This window comes from Kitasatospora sp. NPDC017646 (assembly GCF_044329365.1).
GTDB lineage: Bacteria > Actinomycetota > Actinomycetes > Streptomycetales > Streptomycetaceae > Kitasatospora.
This window is the reverse complement of record NZ_JBIRJC010000019.1, coordinates 82,328-102,943: the sequence shown is the minus strand read 5'-3', so window position 1 is coordinate 102,943 and position 20,616 is coordinate 82,328. Positions and strand designations below refer to the sequence as shown.

Below are 20,616 nucleotides of genomic sequence, written 5' to 3'. Positions count from 1 at the left end.
GATCTCCTGGCCGCCCGAATCGCGTAGCGTGGAGAGTTATGCGACTCGGTGTGCTCGACGTAGGTTCCAACACGGTCCACTTCCTCGTGGTCGACGCCCATCCGGGTGCCGCCCCGATCGCCGCATACTCGCACAAGGCCGAGCTGCGCCTGGCCGAGCTGCTGGACGAGTCCGGCGCGATCAGCGAGGCCGGGGTCGAACGGCTGATCGGGCACATCGACTCCTCGCTGCGGGTCGCCGAGGACAAGGGCGTGGTCGACATCCTGCCGTTCGCCACCTCCGCGGTGCGCGAGGCCGCCAACGGCGAACAGGTGCTGCGCCGGATCGCCGACGAGACCGGGGTCGAACTGCGGGTGCTCTCCGGGCAGGACGAGGCCCGGCTCACCTTCCTGGCCGTCCGCCGCTGGTTCGGCTGGTCCTCGGGCCGGCTGCTCAACCTGGACATCGGCGGCGGCTCGCTGGAGATCGCCTGCGGCCTGGACGAGCAGCCGGACGTCGCCTGCTCGCTGCCGCTGGGCGCCGGCCGGCTGACCGCCCGCTGGCTGCCCGGGGACGTCGCCGAGCCGGACCGGCTGCGCGAGCTGCGGCGGCACATCCGGGCCGAGATAGCCCACGTGGTCAGCGAGATCTCCCGGCTCGGCCCGCCGCAGCACGCCGTCGCCACCTCCAAGACCTTCAAGCAGCTGGCCCGGATGACCGGCGCCGCCCCCGCCGACGCCGGGCCGTACGCCGACCGCCGGCTCACCCGCGGCGGGCTGTCCGCCTGGCTGCCGCGGCTGTCCGCGATGACCGTCGCCGAGCGCGCGCAGATCCCCGGCGTCTCCGAGGGCCGGGCCAAGCAGTTGCTGGCCGGGGCGCTGGTCGCCGACGCCGCGATGGACCTGTTCGGGCTGGAGGAGCTGGACGTCTGCCCCTGGGCGCTGCGCGAGGGCATCATCCTGCGCCAGCTGGACGCCATGAACAGTCCCGGCGAGCGCCGACCCGCGCTCACTCCGTAGGCGCGGCCGACCCCGGGGGCACGGCCACCCGGGCGTGCCGGTGGTCACGCCGCCGGGCATCCCGCCCCGTTCGGTGCGTGCTCCGCTTACGCTGTCTCCCGTGGTGCAACCAGCGGGCGAGGACGGAACGCAGGAGGACCGCGCTCCCGGAGCGGACGGGCAGCCGCGGCCGACGGGCCCGCGCGGCCGGCTCGGCAAGGCGGCGCTCGGCAAGGCGGTCAAGGATGCCACCGCGGCGCACATCGCCAAGGCCGCCAAGGCCGACAAGCCCACCAAGGCCGTGAAGGCGGTCAAGGCGGCCCAGCGCACCGCGAAGAAGGCCACCGGGAAGGCCACGAAGGCCACCGGGAAGACGGCGGAGCCCGCCGCCGCCAAGACGCCCGACACCCCCCGGCAGCCGCCCAAGGAGACCCGCACCGCCCGGGCCGCCGGCGCCGCCAAGGCCGCCGTCCAGTCCGTCCGCTCGGTCAAGGCCGCCAAGCGCGACGCCGCCCGCCCGCCGCTGCTGCGCACCACCGACCGGCTGGTGCTGCCCCGGCACCCGGCCCTGCACATCCCGGACACCAAGGTGGTGCTGTCCACCGCGTCCGTGTACCCGGCGAGCACCGCCGTCGCCTTCGAGCTGGCCGCCAAGCTCGGCTACGACGGGGTCGAGGTGATGGTCTGGAACGACCCGGTCAGCCAGGACCTGGAGGCCCTGCGCAGGCTCTCCGACGCCCACCAGCTGCCGATCCTGGCCGTGCACGCGCCCTGCCTGCTGATCACCCAGCGGGTCTGGACCACCGACCCGTGGACCAAGCTGGTCCGGGCCCGGGCGGCGGCCGAGAAGCTCGGCGCGAGCGCCGTCGTCGTCCACCCGCCGTTCCGCTGGCAGCGGCAGTACGCCCGGGAGTTCGTCGAGGGCATCAACCGGATGGCGGGCGAGACCGACGTCCGCTTCGCCGTCGAGAACATGTACCCGTGGCGCTACCGCGACCGCGAGGTGCTGGCCTACTCGCCCGGCTGGGACGTCACCGACGAGGACTACCGGCACTTCACCATCGACCTCTCGCACGTCGCCACCTCCCGGATCGACGCCTTCGCCATGGTCGAGCGGATGGGCGACCGGCTCGCCCACGTCCACCTGGCCGACGGCAGCGGCTCCGGCAAGGACGAGCACCTGATCCCGGGCCGGGGCAAGCAGCCCTGCGCCGAGTTCCTGGAGCACCTCGCCCGCACCGGCTTCGACGGCCACGTGGTGCTGGAGGTCAACACCCGCCGCTCCGCGTCCCCCGCCGAACGCGAGGCCGATCTCGCCGAGGCCCTCGCCTTCACCCGCTTGCACCTGGCCACCCCCTCGCGCGTACGCTGACCCGCGGGCCCGACCGGGCCCCAACTTCCGCACCAAGGGGGACGGATGACGGGGAGTCGGAACCACCGCGAGGTCGCCCTGAGCTTCGGCGCGGTCGCCGCCGAGTACGACCGGGGCCGTCCCGGCTACCCCGACGAGCTGTTCGACACGGTGGAGCGACTCTGGGGCCGGAGCCTCAAGGAGGCCAGGGTCCTGGACGTCGGCGCCGGCACCGGCATCGCCACCCGGCTGCTGGCCGCCCGGGGCGCGGACGTCGTCGCGGTCGATCCCAGCGACGGCATGGCCGCCCAGTTCCTGCTCTCCTCGCCCACCCTGCCGCTGGTCCGCGGCGACGGCGACGACCTGCCCTTCCACGACGCGTCCGCCGACCTGATCACCTACGCCCAGGCCTTCCACTGGACCCACCCCGAGCGGTCCGTCCCCGAGGCGATCCGGGTGCTGCGGCCCGGCGGGGCCCTCGCCACCTGGTGGAACGTGCAGGACGAGACCGTGCCGTGGGTCCGGGCCCGGGCCGAGCGGATGGCCGCCGCCCTCCCCGACCGCTACCACGGCTACGGCGGGATCAGCGCCCACACCAGCCACTTCGCCCCGGCCGGCCTGGCCGTCGAACGGGCGGTGCTGCGCTGGGAGCGGCAGCTCACCGTCGAGCACGTGCTGACCGACCTCACCTCGCGCTCCTACCTGGCCTCGCTCGGCCCCGAGGAGCGCGCACCCGTGCTGGCCGTCGAACGGGAGGCCATGCTCGCCGAGTTCCCGGACGGCGTGGTGGTCGAGCCGTTCACCCTGGACGTCACCGTGGCCGTCAAGCGGGGCTGACCCACCGGGCCCGCGGACTGCCCGCATCGCGGACGGGCGGTCCGCCGGCCGGACGGCGGGCGTAGGCTCGTAAGCCACAACGGCCCCCGCACCCTCCTCGCCGGCGGGGCGCCGGCGACAGCCCCGAAGGAGTGGAGCACAGTGCCCGAGCTGAGGTCCCGTACCGTCACCCACGGTCGCAACATGGCAGGCGCCCGGGCGCTTCTCCGGGCCGCCGGCGTAGCCCGCGAGGACTTCGGCAAGCCGATCATCGCGGTCGCCAACTCCTTCACCGAGTTCGTCCCCGGCCACACCCACCTCCAGCCGGTCGGCCGGATCGTCTCCGAGGCGATCAAGCGGGCGGGCGGCATCCCGCGCGAGTTCAACACCATCGCCGTGGACGACGGCATCGCGATGGGCCACGGCGGCATGCTCTACTCGCTGCCCTCGCGCGACCTGATCGCCGACTCGGTCGAGTACATGGTCAACGCCCACTGCGCCGACGCCCTGATCTGCATCTCCAACTGCGACAAGATCACCCCCGGCATGCTGATGGCCGCGCTGCGCCTCAACATCCCGACCGTCTTCGTCTCCGGTGGGCCGATGGAGGCCGGCAAGGCCACCCTGGTCGACGGCACCGTGCGCAAGCTGGACCTGATCGACGCGATCTCCCAGGCGGTCAACGAGAACGTCTCCGACGAGGACATCGCGATCATCGAGGAGAACGCCTGCCCCACCTGCGGCTCCTGCTCCGGCATGTTCACCGCCAACTCGATGAACTGCCTCACCGAGGCGATCGGCCTCTCGCTGCCCGGCAACGGCTCGGTGCTCGCCACGCACACCGCCCGCCGGGCGCTGTACGAGAACGCCGGACGGACGGTCGTCGAGATCGCCAACCGCCACTACGGCCAGGACGACGCCTCGGTGCTGCCGCGCTCGATCGCCGGGCGCGCCGCGTTCGAGAACGCCATGGCCCTGGACATCGCCATGGGCGGCTCGACCAACACCATCCTCCACCTGCTCGCCGCCGCCCAGGAGGCGGAGCTGGACTTCGACATGCGGGCCATCGACGCGATCTCCCGCAAGGTGCCCTGCCTCTCCAAGGTCGCGCCCAACGGCTCGTACTACATGGAGGACGTGCACCGGGCCGGCGGCATCCCGGCCATCCTCGGCGAGCTGTACCGGGGCGGGCTGCTCAACGAGGACGTCCACACCGTGCACTCCGACTCGCTCGCCGAGTGGCTCAAGACCTGGGACGTGCGCGGCGGTTCGCCCTCCGCCGAAGCCGTCGAGCTGTGGCACGCCGCACCCGGCTGCAAGCGCTCCGCCGAGGCCTTCTCGCAGTCCGAGCGCTGGGAGTCGCTGGACACCGACGCCGCCAAGGGCTGCATCCGCAGCGTCGAGCACGCCTACTCGGTCGAGGGCGGCCTCGCCGTGCTGTACGGCAACCTCGCCGAGGACGGCTGCATCGTGAAGACCGCCGGCGTCGACGAGTCGATCTGGACCTTCAGCGGGCCGGCGGTGGTCTGCGAGTCCCAGGAGGACGCGGTCGAGGCGATCCTCGCCAAGCGGGTCAAGGAGGGCGACGTCGTCGTCATCCGCTACGAGGGCCCCAAGGGCGGCCCCGGCATGCAGGAGATGCTCTACCCGACCTCCTTCCTCAAGGGCCGCGGCCTCGGCAAGGCCTGCGCGCTGATCACCGACGGCCGCTTCTCCGGCGGCACCTCGGGCCTGTCCATCGGCCACGCCTCCCCGGAGGCCGCCTCCGGCGGCACCATCGCCCTGGTCGAGGACGGGGACACCATCGCCATCGACATCCCGGCCCGGACGATCTCCCTGGAGGTGCCGGCCGAGGTCCTCGCCGAGCGCCGCCGCGCGCTGGAGGCCGCGGACGGCTACCGGCCGAAGAAGCGCGAGCGCCAGGTCAGCCAGGCGCTGCGGGCCTACGCGGCGATGGCCACCTCGGCCGACAAGGGCGCCGTCCGGGACGTCAGCAAGCTCGGCTGAGCCCGACCACTCCCAGGAGGAGCCGTCCCGCCGTCCGGGACGGCTCCTCCGTCGGACGTGCCGCTCGGGTGATAATCGACGACGTGAGCGAGCAGCCCCCCACCCCCGAGCCCGCCGGCGCCCCCGAGCCGGAGCCGATCCGCTTCTTCGGCACCACCTGGGTCAACCGGGACAACGGCTACTGGCTGCGCCGGGTCGGCGTCTCGGCCGGCGCCCTGGTCGCCACCGCCGCCGCCGTGCTGGTGCTGCGCTTCGGCGTCGAGGGCGTCGCGCTCTCCGACAGCGGAGGCTTCCTGAACGGCCTGCTGACCGCCGCGATCGCGGTCTGTTCGATGATGGCCGTCCGGCGCACCTGGAAGGTGCTCACGGAAGGCAAGGACCAGCTGACCGGCTGGATGGCCGAGGAGAAGTCGCTCGGCGCCGTCTGGCTGATCGGCGGGGCCGGCAGCCTGGCCGCCTACTTCGCCCGCAGCCTGGTCGAGGCCCCCGGCGAGGGGGCCAAGCGCGCCGCCCACGAGCGGGCCGTCGAGCAGTACGGCAAGCGCCGGGCCGGCCGCAGCGGTCGGCCCGGCGCCAAGCGCAGGCGCTGACCCCCACTCGCGGCGTGTGCGCGGCCGCGGGGTTCACCGCCGTTCGTCCGGAAAGGCGCCGTCAGCCCTTGCCGCGGGCCTGCTTCACCCCGTGCACCACGCCGGCGATCCCCAGCAGGACGGCGGCCGGGACGAGCGACAGGAGGAGCGCGCCGAACAGGCCCTCGTCGCCGAGGAACATCTGCGCCACCGTGTTCAGCACGAGCAGCCCGCCGGCCGCCGGGAGCGCCGACTGCCACGGGTGTTCCCGCGCCCACCGCTTCAGCCGACGGTCGCCGCCGTCCCCGCGCAGCTGGTTGCCCGCCCAGCCGACCAGGAAGAAGAAGAACAGGCCCCAGCCGGCCGGTTGGGCCAGCATGCTCAGCGACCAGCCACCGGAGATCGCCTCGATCCCCAGGGCCGTCGCCCCCACCACCGCACCGACTCCCGCGGCCGTCCGCCACGGGCCCACCGTCGCCGAGGCGACGGCGAGTTGCCGGTTCTCTCGTCGGGACATTCCGTCGTGTGCCATGGCTCCACGGTGCGCCCGCCCGGGCCGGGAGGCCATAGGGGAAACCCCCGAGTTTTCTCCCTAGGGGCAACGGGGCCTCCGCCCGGCCGGTCCAGGGGCAACGGGGCTTGCTCCCCAGCCGGCGGACCAAGGACCGGACGGTCCCGACGGGCCCCGCCGCACGGTGCGAGGATGGCCGCAGTACCGAGGCTAGGAGCGGACCATGGGCAGCAGCGCAGCACACGGACAGAAGATCGCCTTCCTGGGCACCGGCAAGATCGGCGAGGCACTGCTCTCCGGTCTGCTGCGGGCCGGCAAGGCCCCGTCGGACGTCCTGGTGACCGCCCGCCGGCCCGAGCGTGCGGCCGAACTCGCCGCCCGGTACGGCGTGGTGGCCGTCTCCAACACCGAGGCCGCCAAGCTGGCCGACACCCTGATCCTGGCGGTCAAGCCGCAGGACATGGGCACCCTGCTGGAGGAACTGGCCCCGCACGTCACCCCCGACCGGCTGGTGATCTCGGCGGCGGCCGGCGTCCCCACCGCCTGGTTCGAGGAGCGGCTGGCGGCCGGCACCCCGGTGGTCCGGGTGATGCCCAACACGCCCGTGCTGGTGGACGAAGGGATGAGCGTCATCTCCGGCGGCTCGCACGCGCGGGAGGAGCATCTGGCGCGCGCCGAGGAGATCTTCAGCTCGGTCGGCAAGGCGCTGCGGCTGCCGGAGTCCCAGCAGGACGCGGCGACCGCGCTGTCCGGCTCCGGACCGGCCTACTTCTACTTCCTGGTGGAGGCGATGACGGACGCGGGCATCCTGCTCGGCCTGCCCCGGCAGGTGGCGCACGACCTGATCGTGCAGTCCGCGATCGGCGCCTCGGTGATGCTGCGCGACTCCGGCGAGCACCCGGTGAAGCTGCGCGAGGCGGTCACCTCCCCGGCCGGTACGACCATCGCGGCCATCCGCGAGCTGGAGAACCACGGGGTGCGGGCCGCGCTGCTGGGCGCCCTGGAGGCGGCCCGGGACCGCTCCCGGGAGCTGGCCTCCGGCGGGAAGTGATCGCGCGCGACCCCTCCCGCAATCGCGGCGCAGCCCCTACGCTCTCGGCCACCGTCGTCCGTACCGGCCAGTAGCGAGGTTCCCGCATGAGTGCCGCGCCGTCCGTGCAGCCCGTCCCGTCCCCGATGGCGCCCGGCCTGCGCGTCGGGCGGGCCGCGCTCGCCGTCAGCTTCCTGCTCCAGGGCACCACCTTCGCGCTGCTGGTCACCTGCATCCCGGAGATCCAGCACCGGTACGGGCTCGGCGACGGGCTGCTGCCGGTCTTCCTGGCCGCGGTGCCGATCCTGGCCGGGGTGGGCTCGATCCTGTCCGAGCAGTTGGTGAAGCGCACCGGGGCCCGGGCCGTGCTGCGGGTGGTCCAGCCGGCGGTCTGCCTCAGCCTGGCGGGCGCCGGGCTGGGCGAATCGCTGTGGCAACTCGCCCTCGCGTTGGGCGCGTTCGGGCTGCTGGTGGGCGCGTTGGACGCCAGCATGAACATGCTGGGGGTGGGCCTCCAGCACCGCTACGGCCGCTCGATCATGATCGGGTTCCACGCCGCGTTCAGCCTCGGCGGCATCCTCGGCGCGTCCGTCGCGGGTCTCGGCTCGCACTACGACCTGGGACTGCCGGTGCTGTTCGGCACGGCCGGGGCGGTGATCGCCCCGCTCGCGGTGCTGACCGGCACCCGCTTCGCCGGACCGGCCGAACTCGGCGACGCCGTCCGGGAGGCCGCCGAGGCCGCCGCCCGGTCCGTCCCCTGGCGCCCGCTGCTGCCGCTGTGCCTGGCGATGGCCTGCGCGTACATCGCGGACGCCTCGGTCTCCAACTACAGCGTCAAGTACCTCACCGACGGCCTCGGGAGCCGCGAGGACCTGGCCAAGCTCTCCTACCTCGGCTACATGGTCGCGATGCTGCTCGGCCGGGCCCTGGGCGACCGCGCCGTCCAGCGCTTCGGCGCGGTCGCGGTGGTGCGCGGCGGCGCCGCACTGGCCGCACTCGGCTTCGGACTGGCCGCGGTGGCCCCGACGGCCTGGGCGGGCATCGCCTCGTTCACCGTGCTCGGCTTCGGCATCTGCGCGATCATCCCGCAGGTGTTCGCGGCCGGCGGGCGGCTCTTCCCGGCCGACTCGGACGCCGCCGTGGCCCGGCTCAACCTCTTCAACTACGTCGGTTTCCTGCTCGGTTCGCCACTGGTCGGTGCGATCGCGGACGCGAGCTCGTACCGCTGGGCGCTGCTCGCCCCGATGCTGCTGGTGCTCGCCGTGCTGCCGCTGGCCGAACGCTTCGCCCCGGCCCCGGTGGTGGCGCCCGCCGCCGCCTGACGAACGGGCTTCCCGTGGGTCGGCGAGCCCTGGCCGCCGCCCGTGCGCCCCCACCCACTACGGTGGAGGCCATGCCCGAAGCCGAGCGTGACACCCCCTGCGGCCTGCACCTCTTCTGGGACGAGGCCGTCACCGCCTACGACTTCGGCCCCGGCCACCCGATGGACCCGACCCGGCTGGCGCTCACCATGCGCCTGGTCGAGGCGCTCGGGCTGGCCACCGGGCCCGGGGTGACCGTCCGGGCCGCGCCGGCAGCCGGGGAGTCCACCCTGCGACTGGTGCACACCCGGGAGTACGTCGAGGCGGTCAAGCACGCCGCCGCGCACCCCGAGCAGTCGGACCCGGGGCACGGGCTCGGCACCGACGACAACTGGTCCTTCCCGGCCGTCCACTCGGCCTCCGCGCTGATCGCCGGTCAGTCGGTCGCCGCCGCCGAGGCGGTCTGGCGCGGCGAGACCCCGCACGCCGTCAACTTCGCCGGCGGGCTGCACCACGCGATGCCCGGCAAGGCCTCCGGTTTCTGCGTCTACAACGACCCGGCCCTCGCCATCGCCCGGCTGCTCGAACTCGGTGTCGAGCGGGTCGCCTACGTCGACGTGGACGTCCACCACGGCGACGGCGTCCAGGAGGCCTTCTGGAACGACCCCCGGGTGCTCACCGTCTCGCTGCACGAGCACCCGGCCACCCTCTTCCCGCAGACCGGCTGGCCCACCGAGACCGGCGGCCCGGACGCCCCCGGCTCCGCCGCCAACCTGCCGCTGCCGGCCGGCACCGGCGACGCAGGCTGGCTGCGCGCCTTCCACGCCCTGGTTCCCGAACTGCTCGAAGCCTTCCGGCCCCAGGTCCTGGTCACCCAGCACGGCGCGGACACCCACCTGGAGGACCCGCTCGCCCACCTCGCCGTCACCGTGGACGCCCAGCGGCTGATCGCCGAGGAGCTTCACGAGCTGGCGCACCGGCACGCCGGCGGCCGCTGGGTGGCCACCGGTGGAGGCGGCTACGCGGTGGTGGACGTCGTCCCGCGCACCTGGACCCACCTGGTCGCCACCGCCGCCGGCCGGCCCGTCGACCCGGCCACCGAGACCCCCGAGGCCTGGCGCGCCGAGGTCTACCGCCGCACCCGCCGCCCCGCCCCGCTGCGGATGACCGACGGCGCGCGCCCGGCCTGGCGCGACTTCGACTCGGGTTACGATCCGGCGGACCGACTCGATCAGGCCATCCTCGCCAGCCGCCGCGCGGTGTTCCCCCACCACGGACTGCTGGCCTGAAACCACCGCCCCGGCCGCGCGCCGCGCGGTCCGTGCGTACGCCCACTGGTGCGATCCGCCGAGCGACTACGTACTGCAACGGTGCTATCTCCCACAGTACGAGGACTGCATCTCCCCTCTTCCCACTGGTACCACCCATAACTACTCTGGGGATACACGTGTGCCGGTGGAGTCACCGGAGGGGAAGCCGGTGCCTTGCACACGGGTTAAGGGTCGGGTGATGGTCATGAGTTCCGTCGAGCGCCCCCTGCAGGAAGTCGTCTTCCTGACCGTGGCCGAGGTCGCCGCGGTCATGCGGGTGTCCAAGATGACGGTGTACCGGTTGGTGCACAGCGGAGAGCTGCCGGCCATCCGGGTCGGACGGTCCTTCCGGGTGCCCCAGCAGGCGGTGCACGAGTACCTCAAGGAGTCGTACGTGCGGCTCGAGAGCGCGTAGCCGACGGGTCGGGCGGGGGCGGGTCCACAGCCGTGGGCGCGCCCCCGTTCGCCCCCGATTTCCCGTGAGTTTCCCGGCTGCCGGGAGTGCGATTTACAGCCCCGGCCACGCGGACGGTAGGCTAGGCCCTCACGTCAGTCGTATGGACTCCGTCTCTCACGGACGAGAGTCTCAGTGAGCGAGGGTTGTTCCGTGGGCTCTGTCATCAAGAAGCGTCGCAAGCGTATGGCCAAGAAGAAGCACCGCAAGCTTCTCAAGCGCACTCGCGTTCAGCGTCGCAACAAGAAGTAAGCGCCCCCGGCCGCGCCCACAGCGCGCCCAGCGCTTCCACCGCCCGCCCAGGCCCCGTGCCCGGGCGGGCGGTGTCGTTTCACCGCCCGGCGGGGCGGCGCGGTACGGTGCACGCAGGCCGCTCGGGTCGAGGGAATGGGGTGCAGCACCGTGGGCGTGGTCGTGCTCGTCACCGGCGTGGCCCGCCATCTGGGCGCCCGCTTCGCCGCCGAGGTCCGTCGCCGGCCGGGGGTGGACCGGGTCGTCGGAGTGGACGTGCAGCCGCCGCGGCTGCCGGTCGAGGAGCCGGACGGCCCGGCCGCGCCGTACACCTTCCACCAGCTCGACCTGCGCCGCCCGGCGGTCTCCCGGGTGATCGCCGAGCACCGGGTGGACACCGTGGTGCACCTCAGCGTCAGCGCCACCGGTCTGGGCTCCACCAACCGCTCCGCGGTGAAGGAGTCCAACGTCATCGGCACCATGCAGCTGCTCGGCGCCTGCCAGAAGGCCCCCGGGGTGCGTCGGCTGGTGGTGAAGTCCACCACCGGCGTCTACGGCTCCGCACCCCGCGACCCGGCGGTGTTCAGCGAGCGGATCCAGCCGAAGGACCCGCCCGGCGGCGGCTTCGCCAAGGACGCGGCCGAGGTCGAGGGCTACGTGCGCGGCTTCGCCCGGCGCCGCCCGGAAGTCGCGGTGACGGTGCTGCGCTTCGCCAACATCGTGGGCCCGGACGCGGACACCCCGCTCAGCGAGTACTTCGCGCTGCCGGTGCTGCCGACCGTGCTCGGCTACGACCCCAGGCTGCAGTTCGTCCACGAGGACGACGCCGTGGCGGTGCTCTGCCGGGCCGTCGACGAACCCGCGCCGGGCACCGTCAACACCGGCACCTTCAACGTGGCGGGGGAGGGCGTGCTGCTGCTCTCCCAGTGCGCCCGCCGGCTGGGCCGCCCCACCCTGCCGCTGCTGCTGCCCGCGGTCAGCTGGATGGCCGCGCTGGCGCGGCAGACCCGGCTAGTGGACGTCTCGCCGGAGCAGCTGCGGCTGCTCACCCACGGCCGGGTGGTGGACACCACGCGGCTGCGGGAGGTCTTCGGCTACCGCCCGGTGTTCAGCACTCCGGAGGCCTTCGCCGACTTCGCCGCCGCCCAGGGCCCCGGACTGCTGCCGCCCGAGCGGCTGGCCGCCGTCACCGACCGGCTGACCGCCCTGTTCGGCCCGGAGACCCCGGCCGCCGTACCGAACGCCGTACCGAACCGCCCCCACCGCCCGAGGAGCTGACCCCGCGATGAGTGCCGCCGCCGAGAACGCGCCGGGTGAGGCCAAGGTCATCCCGATCGAGTCCGCCCCCAGCTGGAGTTCGCCCGAGGGCCCCGGCCTGGCCGACCGGCTCGCCGGCGCCGTCGGCGGGGCGCTGTCCGGGCAGCTCGGCCCGGCGGCCACCCGGCTGTTCGGCAAGGGCTGGGAGGGCCGGGCCACCGAGGGGCTGGCCTTCCTGCGCCGCCGGCTCACCGGCGACTACGAGGTGGACGAGTTCGGCTTCGACCGGGAGCTCACCGAGGAGGTGCTGCTCTCGCTGCTGCGCCCGCTGGCCGAGAAGTACTTCCGGATCGACGTCCAGGGGATCGAGAACATCCCGGCCGAGGGCGGCGCGCTGATCGTCGCCAACCACTCCGGCACCCTCCCGCTGGACGCCCTGATGACCCAGGTGGTCATCCACGACCACCACCCGCACCACCGGCACCTGCGGATGCTCGCCGCCGACCTGGTCTTCGTGCTGCCGGGCGTCAACGAACTGGCCCGCAAGGCCGGCCACACCCTGGCCTGCAACGAGGACGCCCAGGCGCTGCTGGAGCGCGGTGAGGTGGTCGGGGTCTGGCCGGAGGGCTTCAAGGGCATCGGCAAGCCGTTCTCCGAGCGCTACAAGCTCCAGCGCTTCGGCCGCGGCGGCTTCGTCTCCTCGGCGCTGCGGGCGAAGGTGCCGATCGTGCCGTGCTCGATCGTCGGGGCGGAGGAGACCTACCCGATGATCGGCAACGTCAAGACGCTGGCCCGGCTGCTCGGCCTGCCGTACGTGCCGATCACCCCGACCTTCCCGTGGCTGGGGCCGCTGGGGCTGCTGCCGCTGCCGACCAAGTGGACGATCCGCTTCGGCGAGCCGATCGCCACCGACGGCTACCCGGCGGAGGCGGCGGACGATCCCATGCTGGTCTTCGACCTGGCCGACGAGGTGCGGGAGACCATCCAGCACACCCTGTACCAGCTGCTGGTGCAGCGGCGTTCGGTGTTCTTCTGAGCCGGCGTCCGCTGACGTGACCGTGCCCCGGCGGAGTCCGCTCCGCCGGGGCACGGTCACACCGCCTCGCTCAGCTGCCGCCGAGGATCCGCAGCCCGGGCAGCAGGCCCGGGACCAGCGGGGGCACGTCCACCCCCGGCTGGGCGTCCGTCGGCGCGCTGGGCAGGCCGGACGGCTGCTGCGGCACCTGCGGCGGGGCCGCGTCGGCGCCCGGCGAGGACTTGCCCGCGCCGGTGAGTCCGCCGGTGAGGTCGCCGACCAGCCCGTTGACGGCATCCGGGGCGCTGCTGGGCAGGGTGCTCGGCAGGCCGCCGCCCTTCCCGCTGCCGGCCGTGCTGCCGGTGCCGGGATCGGCCGGGGCGTGGCCGCCGCCGGGGCGGTTGCCGGCGTTGCCCTGGGACTGCCCGGAGCCGGGTGCGGCGCCGGAGCCGTTCGCGCCGGGGCCGGCCGGGGTGCCGGCGGTCGAGGAGGAGTCGTCGCCCGCTCCGGTGTCGGCCGGTCCACCGCTCTTGGCGGGGGGCTGGGCCAGGCGCAGGGGCGCGACGTCCTCGCTTATGTCGTCGAAGAGCTGGTCCACCAGGTGCGCCTGCTCGGTCAGTTGGACCGGCAGCCGACCCTGCAGCTCGCTCCAGCGGCCGTCCTCGTCGTGGGCGAAGCCGGCCAGCGCGCGCATCGGGTCCAGCGAGCCGTTGCTGCGGTAGACCGAGCGCAGCAGGTCGCGGCCCTTGAGGGCGTCGGCGTGCATGTCGTCCAGCGCCCGGCGGACCCGGTCGACGGTGGCCGGGCTGAGCCCGGTGGTCGAACCGGCCTGGCCGACCAGGGCGTTGGCCTCGCCGAGCCGGGTGGCGGCGTTGCCGAGCAGCAGCTCGCCGCGTTCCGAGTCGGAGTCCGCGAGGCCCAGTCGGAGTCCTTCGAGGCCGCGCTTCATGCCGTACAGCGTGTCCCCGGGGAGGGCGCTGGAGCTCGCGGCGGCGGCCCCGGTCAGGCTGCCGACGGCGAGCCCGGCGACCAGCCCGCCGATCGCGAAGCGGCGGCTCCACCGTCCGCGCGGCGCCGTTCTGATGGCCCGGTGGCGGCGCTGGCGGGGCACCGCGGCGCCCGGCCCGCCAGCGAACGCCTGCTCGAACGCGGCCATCAGCTGGGCTCGTTGGACCGTCCGGACCTCCTGGTCCAGGGCTGGTCCGGGTAGCGCCCCCAGCGCGTCGGCCAGGCCGACCAGTTCGGCCATCGCGACCGAACCCGCCTCGGCGGAAGCGGTGTTGGCCGATTCGGCGTTGGCCGCGCGGCGTTGCTCCGCCTGGTGGGCCTCCAGCGCCTCGGCGAAGGCCTTCGCCCGCCGGTGCTCCAGCACGTTTGCCGTCACGGGCCACACCTCCCTTCGTCGTTGTCGACACCCCGGCCTGCCGGACGGTTGCCGCGGCGGGCCAAAGCCACTCCATCGGGTGATAGGTCGCAATTCGGCTTGACCGTACGCCTGGTGGGGGCTTGCACGCTGGCCAACGAGCGGTGCGGGCGGTCGGTTACGCACGGCTGATCATCGGACCGACCGTTCACCCGGACGTGTCGGTCGAGTACGAGTAGTGACGAGCCCCTGGGCCGTCGCCGGGACCGGACGGGCCCTGTCGCCCCCTCGGTCACCGCCGCCTCACCGCGCGTCGGGCGGGAGGAGCCGGGCCAGGGTGCGGACGGCGCGGTACTGGAGGGTCTTGATCGCGCCCTCGTTCTTGCCCATGATCCGCGCCGTCTCGGCCACCGAGAGCCCTTGCAGGAAGCGCAGCGTCACGCACTCCTGCTGCTGCGGGTTGAGCCGGCGCACCGCGTCCAGCAGGGCGGCGTTGGAGAGCGACTCCAGCACCGACTCCTCCGGGCTGCGCTCGCACTCGTTGGAGTCGAGCATCTCGCCGGTGGTGACCTCCAGCCGGAACCGGCTGGACTTGAAGTGGTCGGCGACCAGGTTGCGGGCGATGGTGACCAGCCAGGCGCCGAAGTCACGGCCCTGCCAGGTGAAGGTGCCGATCCGGCGCAGGGCGCGCAGGAAGGTCTCGCTGGTGAGGTCCTCGGCGGTGGCCCGGCTGCCGACCCGGTAGTAGATGTAGCGGTAGACGGTGTCCGCGTAGTGGTCGTAGAGCCGGCCGAAGGCCTCGCTCTCGCCTGCCTGGGCCCGCTCGACCAGCTCCATGATCGGGTTGTGCTCGGTCTCGTAGCCGGGGCTCGGCGCGGTGCGGGCGCGGCTGCGGCCGACGCCGGTGCTGCCGGTGCGGCCGCGCGAGCCGGTGCCGGTGCCGGTGGAGCCGGCGGCGGTGGTGCGCAGCGCCGCCCCGGGGACGTGCTGGGGGCCGAACGGTACGCCGGCGGGCACGAGTTGGGGCGAGGTGGCGAGCTGGCTGCGGAGCAGGGTGCGCAGCAGGTCCAGGCCGGTGGAGATCTGCCGCTCGGCGGCCGGGCGGCCGCGGAGGCCGGTGAGGGGGCGCAGGGACGCGGACGACGGGCGGGAGGGTGCAGGCGCGTCGTTCCGGACGGGTGGGTACACGGGACTCCCAGAGGCAGAACTGTGGACGGATCACCTCCGCCTGCGCGGAGAGCACTCCCCATGGCACCCGTTCGAGCGGGATGCATGGGTGACGTGCATCCAGGAGAGAATAACGCTTTGTGCAATGACAGCTACACCGTGTGGTCGAAGTGGTCGTTTGGGATCCATTTGCTGCGCATGTTCGGCTGACTCCGACCGGAGATGTCATCGTTCATCCGGCTCAACGTGACCGTTCGGACGCCCAGGGTGACCGGTTCGGCGGTACTGCGGGCGGTTTCCCAGCCTCGGGGCCCGGCAACCCCCGACTTTGCAGGTCCGACGAACGATCAGAACCGGTCATCAGCCGACAGGTTCGTGCAACTGACACGGACCGCCTTGAGGGAGGCGGCAGTTCGCTCGTACGAGGGGCCAGGTCAGGCCCGTGATTGACGCCTCCTCACCCGCGTGGGGGAGGAGCAGAAACGGTTCCCTGCAAGGGGCTCGGAACGCCGTCCGCCCGGATCCCGGCCCGTTCGGAGCGGGGCTCAGCCGTGCCGCCGGCGGCGCTGCAGCGCCACCGCGGCCGCCGTCGCACCGGCCGCCACCCCGAGCGCGGCCGCCGCCGGCAGTCCCACCCGGGCCGCCTTGCGCCCGGTCCGGAAGTCGCGCACCCGCCAGCCCTGCGCCCGGGCGTGCCGCCGCAGGGCGCCGTCCGGGTTCACCACGTACGGGTGGCCGACCAGCGACAGCATCGGGATGTCGTTGGCCGAGTCGCTGTACGCGGCGCAGCGGTCGAGGTCCAGCCGCTCCCGCCGGGCCAGCGCGCTCACCGCGGCGGCCTTGGCCGGGCCGTGCAGCAGGTCGCCGACCAGCCGTCCGGTGTAGTGGCCGTCCCGGGCCTCGGCGACGGTGCCGAGCGCGCCGGTCATGCCGAGCCGGCGGGCGATGATCCGGGCCACCTCCAGCGGGGCGGCGGTCACCAGCCAGACCCGCTGGCCGGCGTCCAGGTGCATATGGACCAGCGCGCGGGTGCCGGGCCAGATCTTGTCGGCGACGACCTGCTCGAAGACCTCCTCGCAGATCGCCTCCAGGTCGGCGGTGCGCTTTCCGGCGACGATGCCGAGGGCGGTGTTGCGGGCGTCCGAGATGTGGTCCGGGTCCTCCGTGCCGTGCAGCCGGAACATGGCCTGCTGCCAGGCGAAGCGGGCGATGTCGCGGCGGGTGAGGAAGCCGTGGCGGTAGAGGCCGACGCCGAGGTAGAAGATCGCCGCGCCGCGCAGGATGGTGTTGTCGCAGTCGAAGAAGGCGGCGGCGCGCGGGTCGTCCCGGTCGGGGGTGTGGTTCCCGGCCGGGGCCTTGGGGGCCTTCCCGGGCTTGCCCGTCGCGGGGGCCCCGGGCGCCGTGCTCACGGCCGCCGCGGCCTCGGGGCCGGGGGTGTCCGCTTCGAGGACGTCCGCTTCGTGGGCGTTCGCCGCGAGGGGGGACAGCGGCTCGGCGCGCAGGGCGGCCTCGGCGGCCGCGGCGGCGGCCTCGCCCGCCAGGGCGCTCCGCTCGGTGGTGGAGCGTCTCGCCTGGGTGAGCCTTCGGAGCACGGCCATGTCATCGAGCATATCCAGCCGGGCGGGGAGCGGCCGTGACGGAGCCGTGCCGGTGCGGTGAACAGCTGCTCCGTGCGGGAGGCCACAATGACGGGGTGAGCCCACTGCTGCGACGCAAGAGCCCCGAGCCGGCGGACCGTACCGTGACCCTGGTCGGCAAGCCCGGCTGCCACCTGTGCGACGAGGCCCGGGAGGTGATCGTCCGGGTGACGGCGGAGCTGGGCGCGGCCTTCGAGGAGAAGGACATCACCCGGGACGAGGAGCTGTACCGCCGCTACTGGGAGCAGATCCCGGTCACCCTGATCGACGGCCGTCAGCACGACTTCTGGCGGGTCGACGAGAGCCGCCTGCGCAAGGCGCTGGGGGCCTGAGGGCCCGTTCGTCCGTGTGCCGCCGCCCCCGCCGACCGGCGGGGGCGGTTCGCCGAATCGTTGCCAAAGACACTCCGTTCCGGCTTGGGGCGGGGCACGTGGGTCGGCTTACGATCGAACGCGTTTGCGCCCGTGGGGGGCTGAGCACACGAGGAGTGCCGCCATGCTTCCCCGCCCGACCCCCGCGACGTCCGAAGCCCTGCCCGGTGGCCGGGGCTTCGCCGTGGTGGACGTCGAGGCGACCGGCCGCAGCCCGTGGCGGCACCGGTTGGTCGAGGTGGCGGTGGTGGTGCTGGACGAGCGGCTCCGCCCCGAGGGCGAGTTCGCCACCCTGCTGGATCCGCTGGGCCCGGTCGGCCCGACCCATGTGCACCGGATACGCCAGGCGGACGTCGAGGGCGCCCCGCGGTTCCGGGAGATCGCCCCCCGGCTGCTGGAACTGCTGGCCGGCCGGGTGCTGGTCGGCCATCACGTCAGCTGCGACCACGCCTTCCTGGACCGTGAGTTCGCCCGGATCGGGGTGCCGCTGCCGCCCGTCCCGCTGCTGTGCACGATGCGGCTGGCCCGCGACCACCTGCCGGAGGTCCGCGGCCACGGCCTGGCGGCCTGCGCCGAGGCGGCCGGTCTGGGCTGGTACCCGGCACACACCGCGCTGGGCGACGCCCGGGTGACCGCCGAGCTGCTGCGGCACTGCGTGGGTGTCCCGTCCTGTCCGCCGGACGACTGGGCCGGCCCGTTGCGCGAGGCGGCCCGGGTGCCCTGGCCGCGGCTGGGCCGGGCCCGTTCCCGTCCGTCCGGAGGCGCCGTCCCGCTGCTGCGCCGGGAGGCGCCCCACGGCCCCTGGCTGCCCGGTTCGGCGGCCCCGGAGCTCGTCCTGACGCAGGCCGGTGCTATGTGTTCGACGGCGTGATGCGCATCACTGTGCGGGGACAAATCGGACACCATCTTTGTGCACACGTTCACAAACGCTTAGCCTGGCTGCCAAAGCCCAGCTTCACCCACAGGAGCACCGTGGCAATCGGCCGATCACCACAGAGCAGTTCGCAGACGCCTGACCAGGGCGCCGCGCGCCGACCCTCGCGTGCCCGGGGCATCCCGGAGGCGACGGTCGCCCGGCTCCCCCTCTACCTGCGGGCCCTCACCGCACTCTCCGAGCGCTCGGTGCCGACGGTCTCCTCCGAGGAGCTGGCCGCCGCGGCCGGCGTGAACTCGGCCAAGCTGCGCAAGGATTTCTCCTACCTCGGCTCCTACGGCACCCGCGGCGTCGGCTACGACGTCGAGTACCTCGTCTACCAGATCTCCCGCGAGCTCGGCCTGACCCAGGACTGGCCGGTCGTCATCGTCGGCATCGGGAACCTCGGGCACGCCCTCGCCAACTACGGCGGTTTCGCCTCCCGCGGCTTCCGGGTCGCCGCCCTTTTGGACGCCGATCCGAACGTGGTCGGTTCCACCGCCGCCGGACTGCCGGTGCGCCACATGGACGAGCTGGAGTCGATCGTCGAGAGCCAGCACGTCTCGATCGGTGTGATCACCACCCCGCCCGGCGCCGCCCAGCAGGTTTGCGACCGGCTGGTGGAGGCAGGCGTCACGAGCATCCTGAACTTCGCCCCGACCGTGCTGACCGTTCCGGACGGCGTGGACGTGCGCAAGGTGGACCTCTCCATCGAGCTGCAGATCCTCGCCTTCCACGAGCAGCGCAAGGCCGGGGAGGAGCCCGACCGCACCGAGTCGGTGCTGGACCGCGCCCCCGGCCCGGTCCGAGCGGCCGCGGCCAAGCTGCGCCGGGCGGCCGGCGGCAGCGGCAAGGGCCGCGGCGGCGCGGAGCCGACGGCCAAGGACCAGGCCGAACAGGCCGCCAAGGGCAAGACCGCCAAGGGCGGCGAGGGCGAGCTGTCCGCGGTGATGCCCGCATGAACACCGAGAGCTGTGGGGGGCGGGCATGAGTCTTCTCGTCGTCGGACTGAGCCACCGGACGGCACCGGTCGGCGTCCTGGAGCGCGCCGCGCTGACCGGTGAGGTCCCGACCCGGCTGCTGCACGACGCGGCCGCGTCCTCGACCGTCGCCGGGGCCGCCCTGCTCAACACCTGCAACCGGATCGAGCTGTACGCGGACGTGGACAAGTTCCACGCCGGCGTCGCCGAGCTGTCGCTGCTGCTGGCCCACCACAGCGGGGTGGACCTGGAGGAGCTGACCTCCCACCTGTACGTCCACTACGAGGACCGCGCCGTCCACCACCTGTTCTCGGTGGCCTGCGGACTGGACTCGATGGTGGTCGGCGAGGGCCAGATCCTCGGCCAGCTGCGCGACGCGCTGGCCAAGGCCCAGGAGGAGCACACCGCCGGGCGCGACCTGAACGAGCTGTTCCAGCAGGCCCTGCGGGTCGGCAAGCGGGCACACAGCGAGACCGGCATCGACAAGGCCGGCCAGTCACTGGTCACCTTCGGCCTGGAGCAGGTCGCCGCGGGCGCGGGCGAGATCGCAGGCAAGCGCGCGCTGGTCGTCGGGGCCGGCTCGATGAGCTCGCTGGCCGCCGCCACCCTGGTCCGCTCCGGCGTCACCGACCTGCTGATCGCCAACCGGACGCCGGCCCGCGCCGAGCGCCTGGTCGAGATCCTCGGCCCCGACGTGGCCCGCACCCTGGACCTCGCCAAGGTGCCGGAGGCACTGGCCGACGTCGACCTGGTGATCTCCTGCACCGGCGCGGCCGGCGTGGTGGTCCGGGCGGAGGACGTGGCCGCCGCGGTCGCCGTCCGCACGTCGGACCAGCCGCTGGCTCTGCTCGACCTCGCCATGCCGCGCGACGTCGACCACGCCGTGCACGGGCTCGACGGCGCCCTGCTGGTCGACCTGGAGAGCCTGTCGCACGCGCAGGCCGCCAGCCCCGGCGCCGGCGACGTCGACGAGGTCGCCCGGATCGTCTCCGACGAGGTGACCGCCTTCGGCGCCGCCCAGCGGGCCGCACGGATCGCGCCGACCGTGGTCGCGCTGCGGGCGATGGCCTCCGACGTGGTCGCCGCCGAACTGGGCCGGCTGGACTCCCGGCTGCCCGACCTCGACGAGCGCTCCCGCGCCGAGATCACCCAGACCGTCCGCCGCGTCGTCGACAAGCTGCTGCACGCCCCGACCGTCCGGGTGAAGCAGCTGGCCGCCGAGCCCGGCGGCGCCTCCTACGCGGACGCCCTGCGCGAGCTGTTCGACCTCGACCCGGCGGCCGTGCACGCCGTGTCGGGCACGCCCGTCGGCGGCCGGCCCCAGCCTTCGGGCGGGGGCACCAGATGAACCGTCAG

The 20,616-nt window shown here is 73.8% G+C and carries 20 protein-coding genes; 16 read left to right on the top strand and 4 right to left on the bottom strand.

Translation table 11 applies throughout. The features are described 5' to 3' along the window. The first annotated feature begins 38 nt into the window (after positions 1–38). From ACH4J0_RS27025 to ACH4J0_RS27005, 5 genes are all read left to right on the top strand, one after another. Positions 39–998, top strand: coding sequence for a Ppx/GppA family phosphatase (locus ACH4J0_RS27025; RefSeq protein ID WP_396243177.1), 960 nt, complete (start codon positions 39–41; stop codon positions 996–998). A gap of 547 nt (positions 999–1,545) precedes the next feature. Then, positions 1,546–2,349, top strand: coding sequence for a sugar phosphate isomerase/epimerase family protein (locus ACH4J0_RS27020; RefSeq protein WP_396243230.1), 804 nt, complete (start codon positions 1,546–1,548; stop codon positions 2,347–2,349). 45 nt (positions 2,350–2,394) lie between these two features. Next, the gene (locus tag ACH4J0_RS27015) at positions 2,395–3,165 is read left to right on the top strand and encodes a class I SAM-dependent methyltransferase (RefSeq protein ID WP_396243176.1); all 771 of its coding nucleotides are present in this window, start codon (positions 2,395–2,397) and stop codon (positions 3,163–3,165) included. A gap of 141 nt (positions 3,166–3,306) precedes the next feature. Continuing rightward, positions 3,307–5,151: a dihydroxy-acid dehydratase gene (gene ilvD, locus ACH4J0_RS27010; protein WP_396243175.1), complete on the top strand. Its 1,845-nt coding sequence runs from the start codon at positions 3,307–3,309 to the stop codon at positions 5,149–5,151. 83 nt (positions 5,152–5,234) lie between these two features. Beyond that, positions 5,235–5,741, top strand: coding sequence for a hypothetical protein (locus ACH4J0_RS27005; RefSeq protein ID WP_396243174.1), 507 nt, complete (start codon positions 5,235–5,237; stop codon positions 5,739–5,741). Positions 5,742–5,802: 61 nt separating this feature from the next. Here the strand turns inward: ACH4J0_RS27005 and ACH4J0_RS27000 are convergent, their stop codons facing one another. Further along, on the bottom strand, positions 5,803–6,252 hold the full coding sequence (locus ACH4J0_RS27000) for a hypothetical protein (protein ID WP_396243173.1): 450 nt from the start codon (positions 6,250–6,252) through the stop codon (positions 5,803–5,805). A gap of 202 nt (positions 6,253–6,454) precedes the next feature. On the opposite strand from ACH4J0_RS27000, the gene proC reads away from it, so the two are divergent. The 7 genes from proC (at position 6,455) to ACH4J0_RS26965 (ending at position 12,850) form a co-directional block, all read left to right on the top strand. After that, positions 6,455–7,282, top strand: a complete 828-nt coding sequence (gene proC, locus ACH4J0_RS26995) for a pyrroline-5-carboxylate reductase (protein ID WP_396243172.1) — start codon at positions 6,455–6,457, stop codon at positions 7,280–7,282. A gap of 86 nt (positions 7,283–7,368) precedes the next feature. Further along, positions 7,369–8,583, top strand: a complete 1,215-nt coding sequence (locus ACH4J0_RS26990) for an MFS transporter (protein ID WP_396243171.1) — start codon at positions 7,369–7,371, stop codon at positions 8,581–8,583. 71 nt (positions 8,584–8,654) lie between these two features. Continuing rightward, a complete protein-coding gene (locus ACH4J0_RS26985) occupies positions 8,655–9,851 on the top strand; it encodes an acetoin utilization protein AcuC (RefSeq protein ID WP_396243170.1) in 1,197 nt (398 codons plus the stop codon). Between the two features lie 226 nt (positions 9,852–10,077). Further along, positions 10,078–10,287: a helix-turn-helix domain-containing protein gene (locus ACH4J0_RS26980; RefSeq protein WP_045699258.1), complete on the top strand. Its 210-nt coding sequence runs from the start codon at positions 10,078–10,080 to the stop codon at positions 10,285–10,287. 192 nt (positions 10,288–10,479) lie between these two features. Then, complete coding sequence (locus ACH4J0_RS26975; RefSeq protein WP_003948845.1) at positions 10,480–10,578, top strand: 30S ribosomal protein bS22; 99 nt, start codon at positions 10,480–10,482, stop codon at positions 10,576–10,578. A 150-nt stretch (positions 10,579–10,728) separates the two neighbouring features. Next, positions 10,729–11,835 carry an NAD-dependent epimerase/dehydratase family protein gene (locus tag ACH4J0_RS26970; protein ID WP_396243229.1) on the top strand — a complete coding sequence of 369 codons (1,107 nt, stop codon included), beginning with the start codon at positions 10,729–10,731 and terminating at the stop codon, positions 11,833–11,835. Between the two features lie 7 nt (positions 11,836–11,842). Next, positions 11,843–12,850 carry a lysophospholipid acyltransferase family protein gene (locus ACH4J0_RS26965; protein ID WP_396243169.1) on the top strand — a complete coding sequence of 336 codons (1,008 nt, stop codon included), beginning with the start codon at positions 11,843–11,845 and terminating at the stop codon, positions 12,848–12,850. A gap of 70 nt (positions 12,851–12,920) precedes the next feature. Here the strand turns inward: ACH4J0_RS26965 and ACH4J0_RS26960 are convergent, their stop codons facing one another. The 3 genes from ACH4J0_RS26960 to ACH4J0_RS26950 all read right to left on the bottom strand — a co-directional run bounded on the left by ACH4J0_RS26960 (position 12,921) and on the right by ACH4J0_RS26950 (position 16,957). After that, positions 12,921–14,213: a DUF5667 domain-containing protein gene (locus tag ACH4J0_RS26960; RefSeq protein WP_396243168.1), complete on the bottom strand. Its 1,293-nt coding sequence runs from the start codon at positions 14,211–14,213 to the stop codon at positions 12,921–12,923. A 282-nt stretch (positions 14,214–14,495) separates the two neighbouring features. After that, on the bottom strand, positions 14,496–15,323 hold the full coding sequence (locus ACH4J0_RS26955; RefSeq protein ID WP_396243228.1) for an ECF subfamily RNA polymerase sigma factor, BldN family: 828 nt from the start codon (positions 15,321–15,323) through the stop codon (positions 14,496–14,498). Positions 15,324–15,904: 581 nt separating this feature from the next. After that, positions 15,905–16,957 carry an HAD family hydrolase gene (locus ACH4J0_RS26950; protein ID WP_396243167.1) on the bottom strand — a complete coding sequence of 351 codons (1,053 nt, stop codon included), beginning with the start codon at positions 16,955–16,957 and terminating at the stop codon, positions 15,905–15,907. 95 nt (positions 16,958–17,052) lie between these two features. On the opposite strand from ACH4J0_RS26950, the gene ACH4J0_RS26945 reads away from it, so the two are divergent. From ACH4J0_RS26945 to ACH4J0_RS26930, 4 genes are all read left to right on the top strand, one after another. After that, positions 17,053–17,328 (top strand): glutaredoxin family protein, encoded by a 276-nt coding sequence (locus tag ACH4J0_RS26945; protein ID WP_396243166.1) that lies wholly within the window; start codon positions 17,053–17,055, stop codon positions 17,326–17,328. Positions 17,329–17,491: 163 nt separating this feature from the next. Further along, on the top strand, positions 17,492–18,238 hold the full coding sequence (locus ACH4J0_RS26940; protein WP_396243165.1) for an exonuclease domain-containing protein: 747 nt from the start codon (positions 17,492–17,494) through the stop codon (positions 18,236–18,238). A 107-nt stretch (positions 18,239–18,345) separates the two neighbouring features. After that, positions 18,346–19,242 (top strand): redox-sensing transcriptional repressor Rex, encoded by an 897-nt coding sequence (locus ACH4J0_RS26935; RefSeq protein WP_396243227.1) that lies wholly within the window; start codon positions 18,346–18,348, stop codon positions 19,240–19,242. A 25-nt stretch (positions 19,243–19,267) separates the two neighbouring features. Further along, a complete protein-coding gene (locus ACH4J0_RS26930; protein ID WP_396243164.1) occupies positions 19,268–20,608 on the top strand; it encodes a glutamyl-tRNA reductase in 1,341 nt (446 codons plus the stop codon). Positions 20,609–20,616 lie beyond the last annotated feature (8 nt).

What these genes read in the sequence shown, in the direction of transcription:
- ACH4J0_RS27025 (WP_396243177.1), top strand. Translation starts at nt 39, where the DNA reads ATGCGACTCGGTGTGCTCGACGTAGGTTCCAACACGGTCCACTTCCTC.
- ACH4J0_RS27015 (WP_396243176.1), top strand. Translation starts at nt 2,395, where the DNA reads ATGACGGGGAGTCGGAACCACCGCGAGGTCGCCCTGAGCTTCGGCGCG.
- ACH4J0_RS27000 (WP_396243173.1), bottom strand. Translation starts at nt 6,252, where the DNA reads ATGGCACACGACGGAATGTCCCGACGAGAGAACCGGCAACTCGCCGTC.
- proC (WP_396243172.1), top strand. Translation starts at nt 6,455, where the DNA reads ATGGGCAGCAGCGCAGCACACGGACAGAAGATCGCCTTCCTGGGCACC.
- ACH4J0_RS26990 (WP_396243171.1), top strand. Translation starts at nt 7,369, where the DNA reads ATGAGTGCCGCGCCGTCCGTGCAGCCCGTCCCGTCCCCGATGGCGCCC.
- ACH4J0_RS26985 (WP_396243170.1), top strand. Translation starts at nt 8,655, where the DNA reads ATGCCCGAAGCCGAGCGTGACACCCCCTGCGGCCTGCACCTCTTCTGG.
- ACH4J0_RS26980 (WP_045699258.1), top strand. Translation starts at nt 10,078, where the DNA reads ATGAGTTCCGTCGAGCGCCCCCTGCAGGAAGTCGTCTTCCTGACCGTG.
- ACH4J0_RS26965 (WP_396243169.1), top strand. Translation starts at nt 11,843, where the DNA reads ATGAGTGCCGCCGCCGAGAACGCGCCGGGTGAGGCCAAGGTCATCCCG.
- ACH4J0_RS26950 (WP_396243167.1), bottom strand. Translation starts at nt 16,957, where the DNA reads ATGGCCGTGCTCCGAAGGCTCACCCAGGCGAGACGCTCCACCACCGAG.
- ACH4J0_RS26940 (WP_396243165.1), top strand. Translation starts at nt 17,492, where the DNA reads ATGCTTCCCCGCCCGACCCCCGCGACGTCCGAAGCCCTGCCCGGTGGC.
- ACH4J0_RS26930 (WP_396243164.1), top strand. Translation starts at nt 19,268, where the DNA reads ATGAGTCTTCTCGTCGTCGGACTGAGCCACCGGACGGCACCGGTCGGC.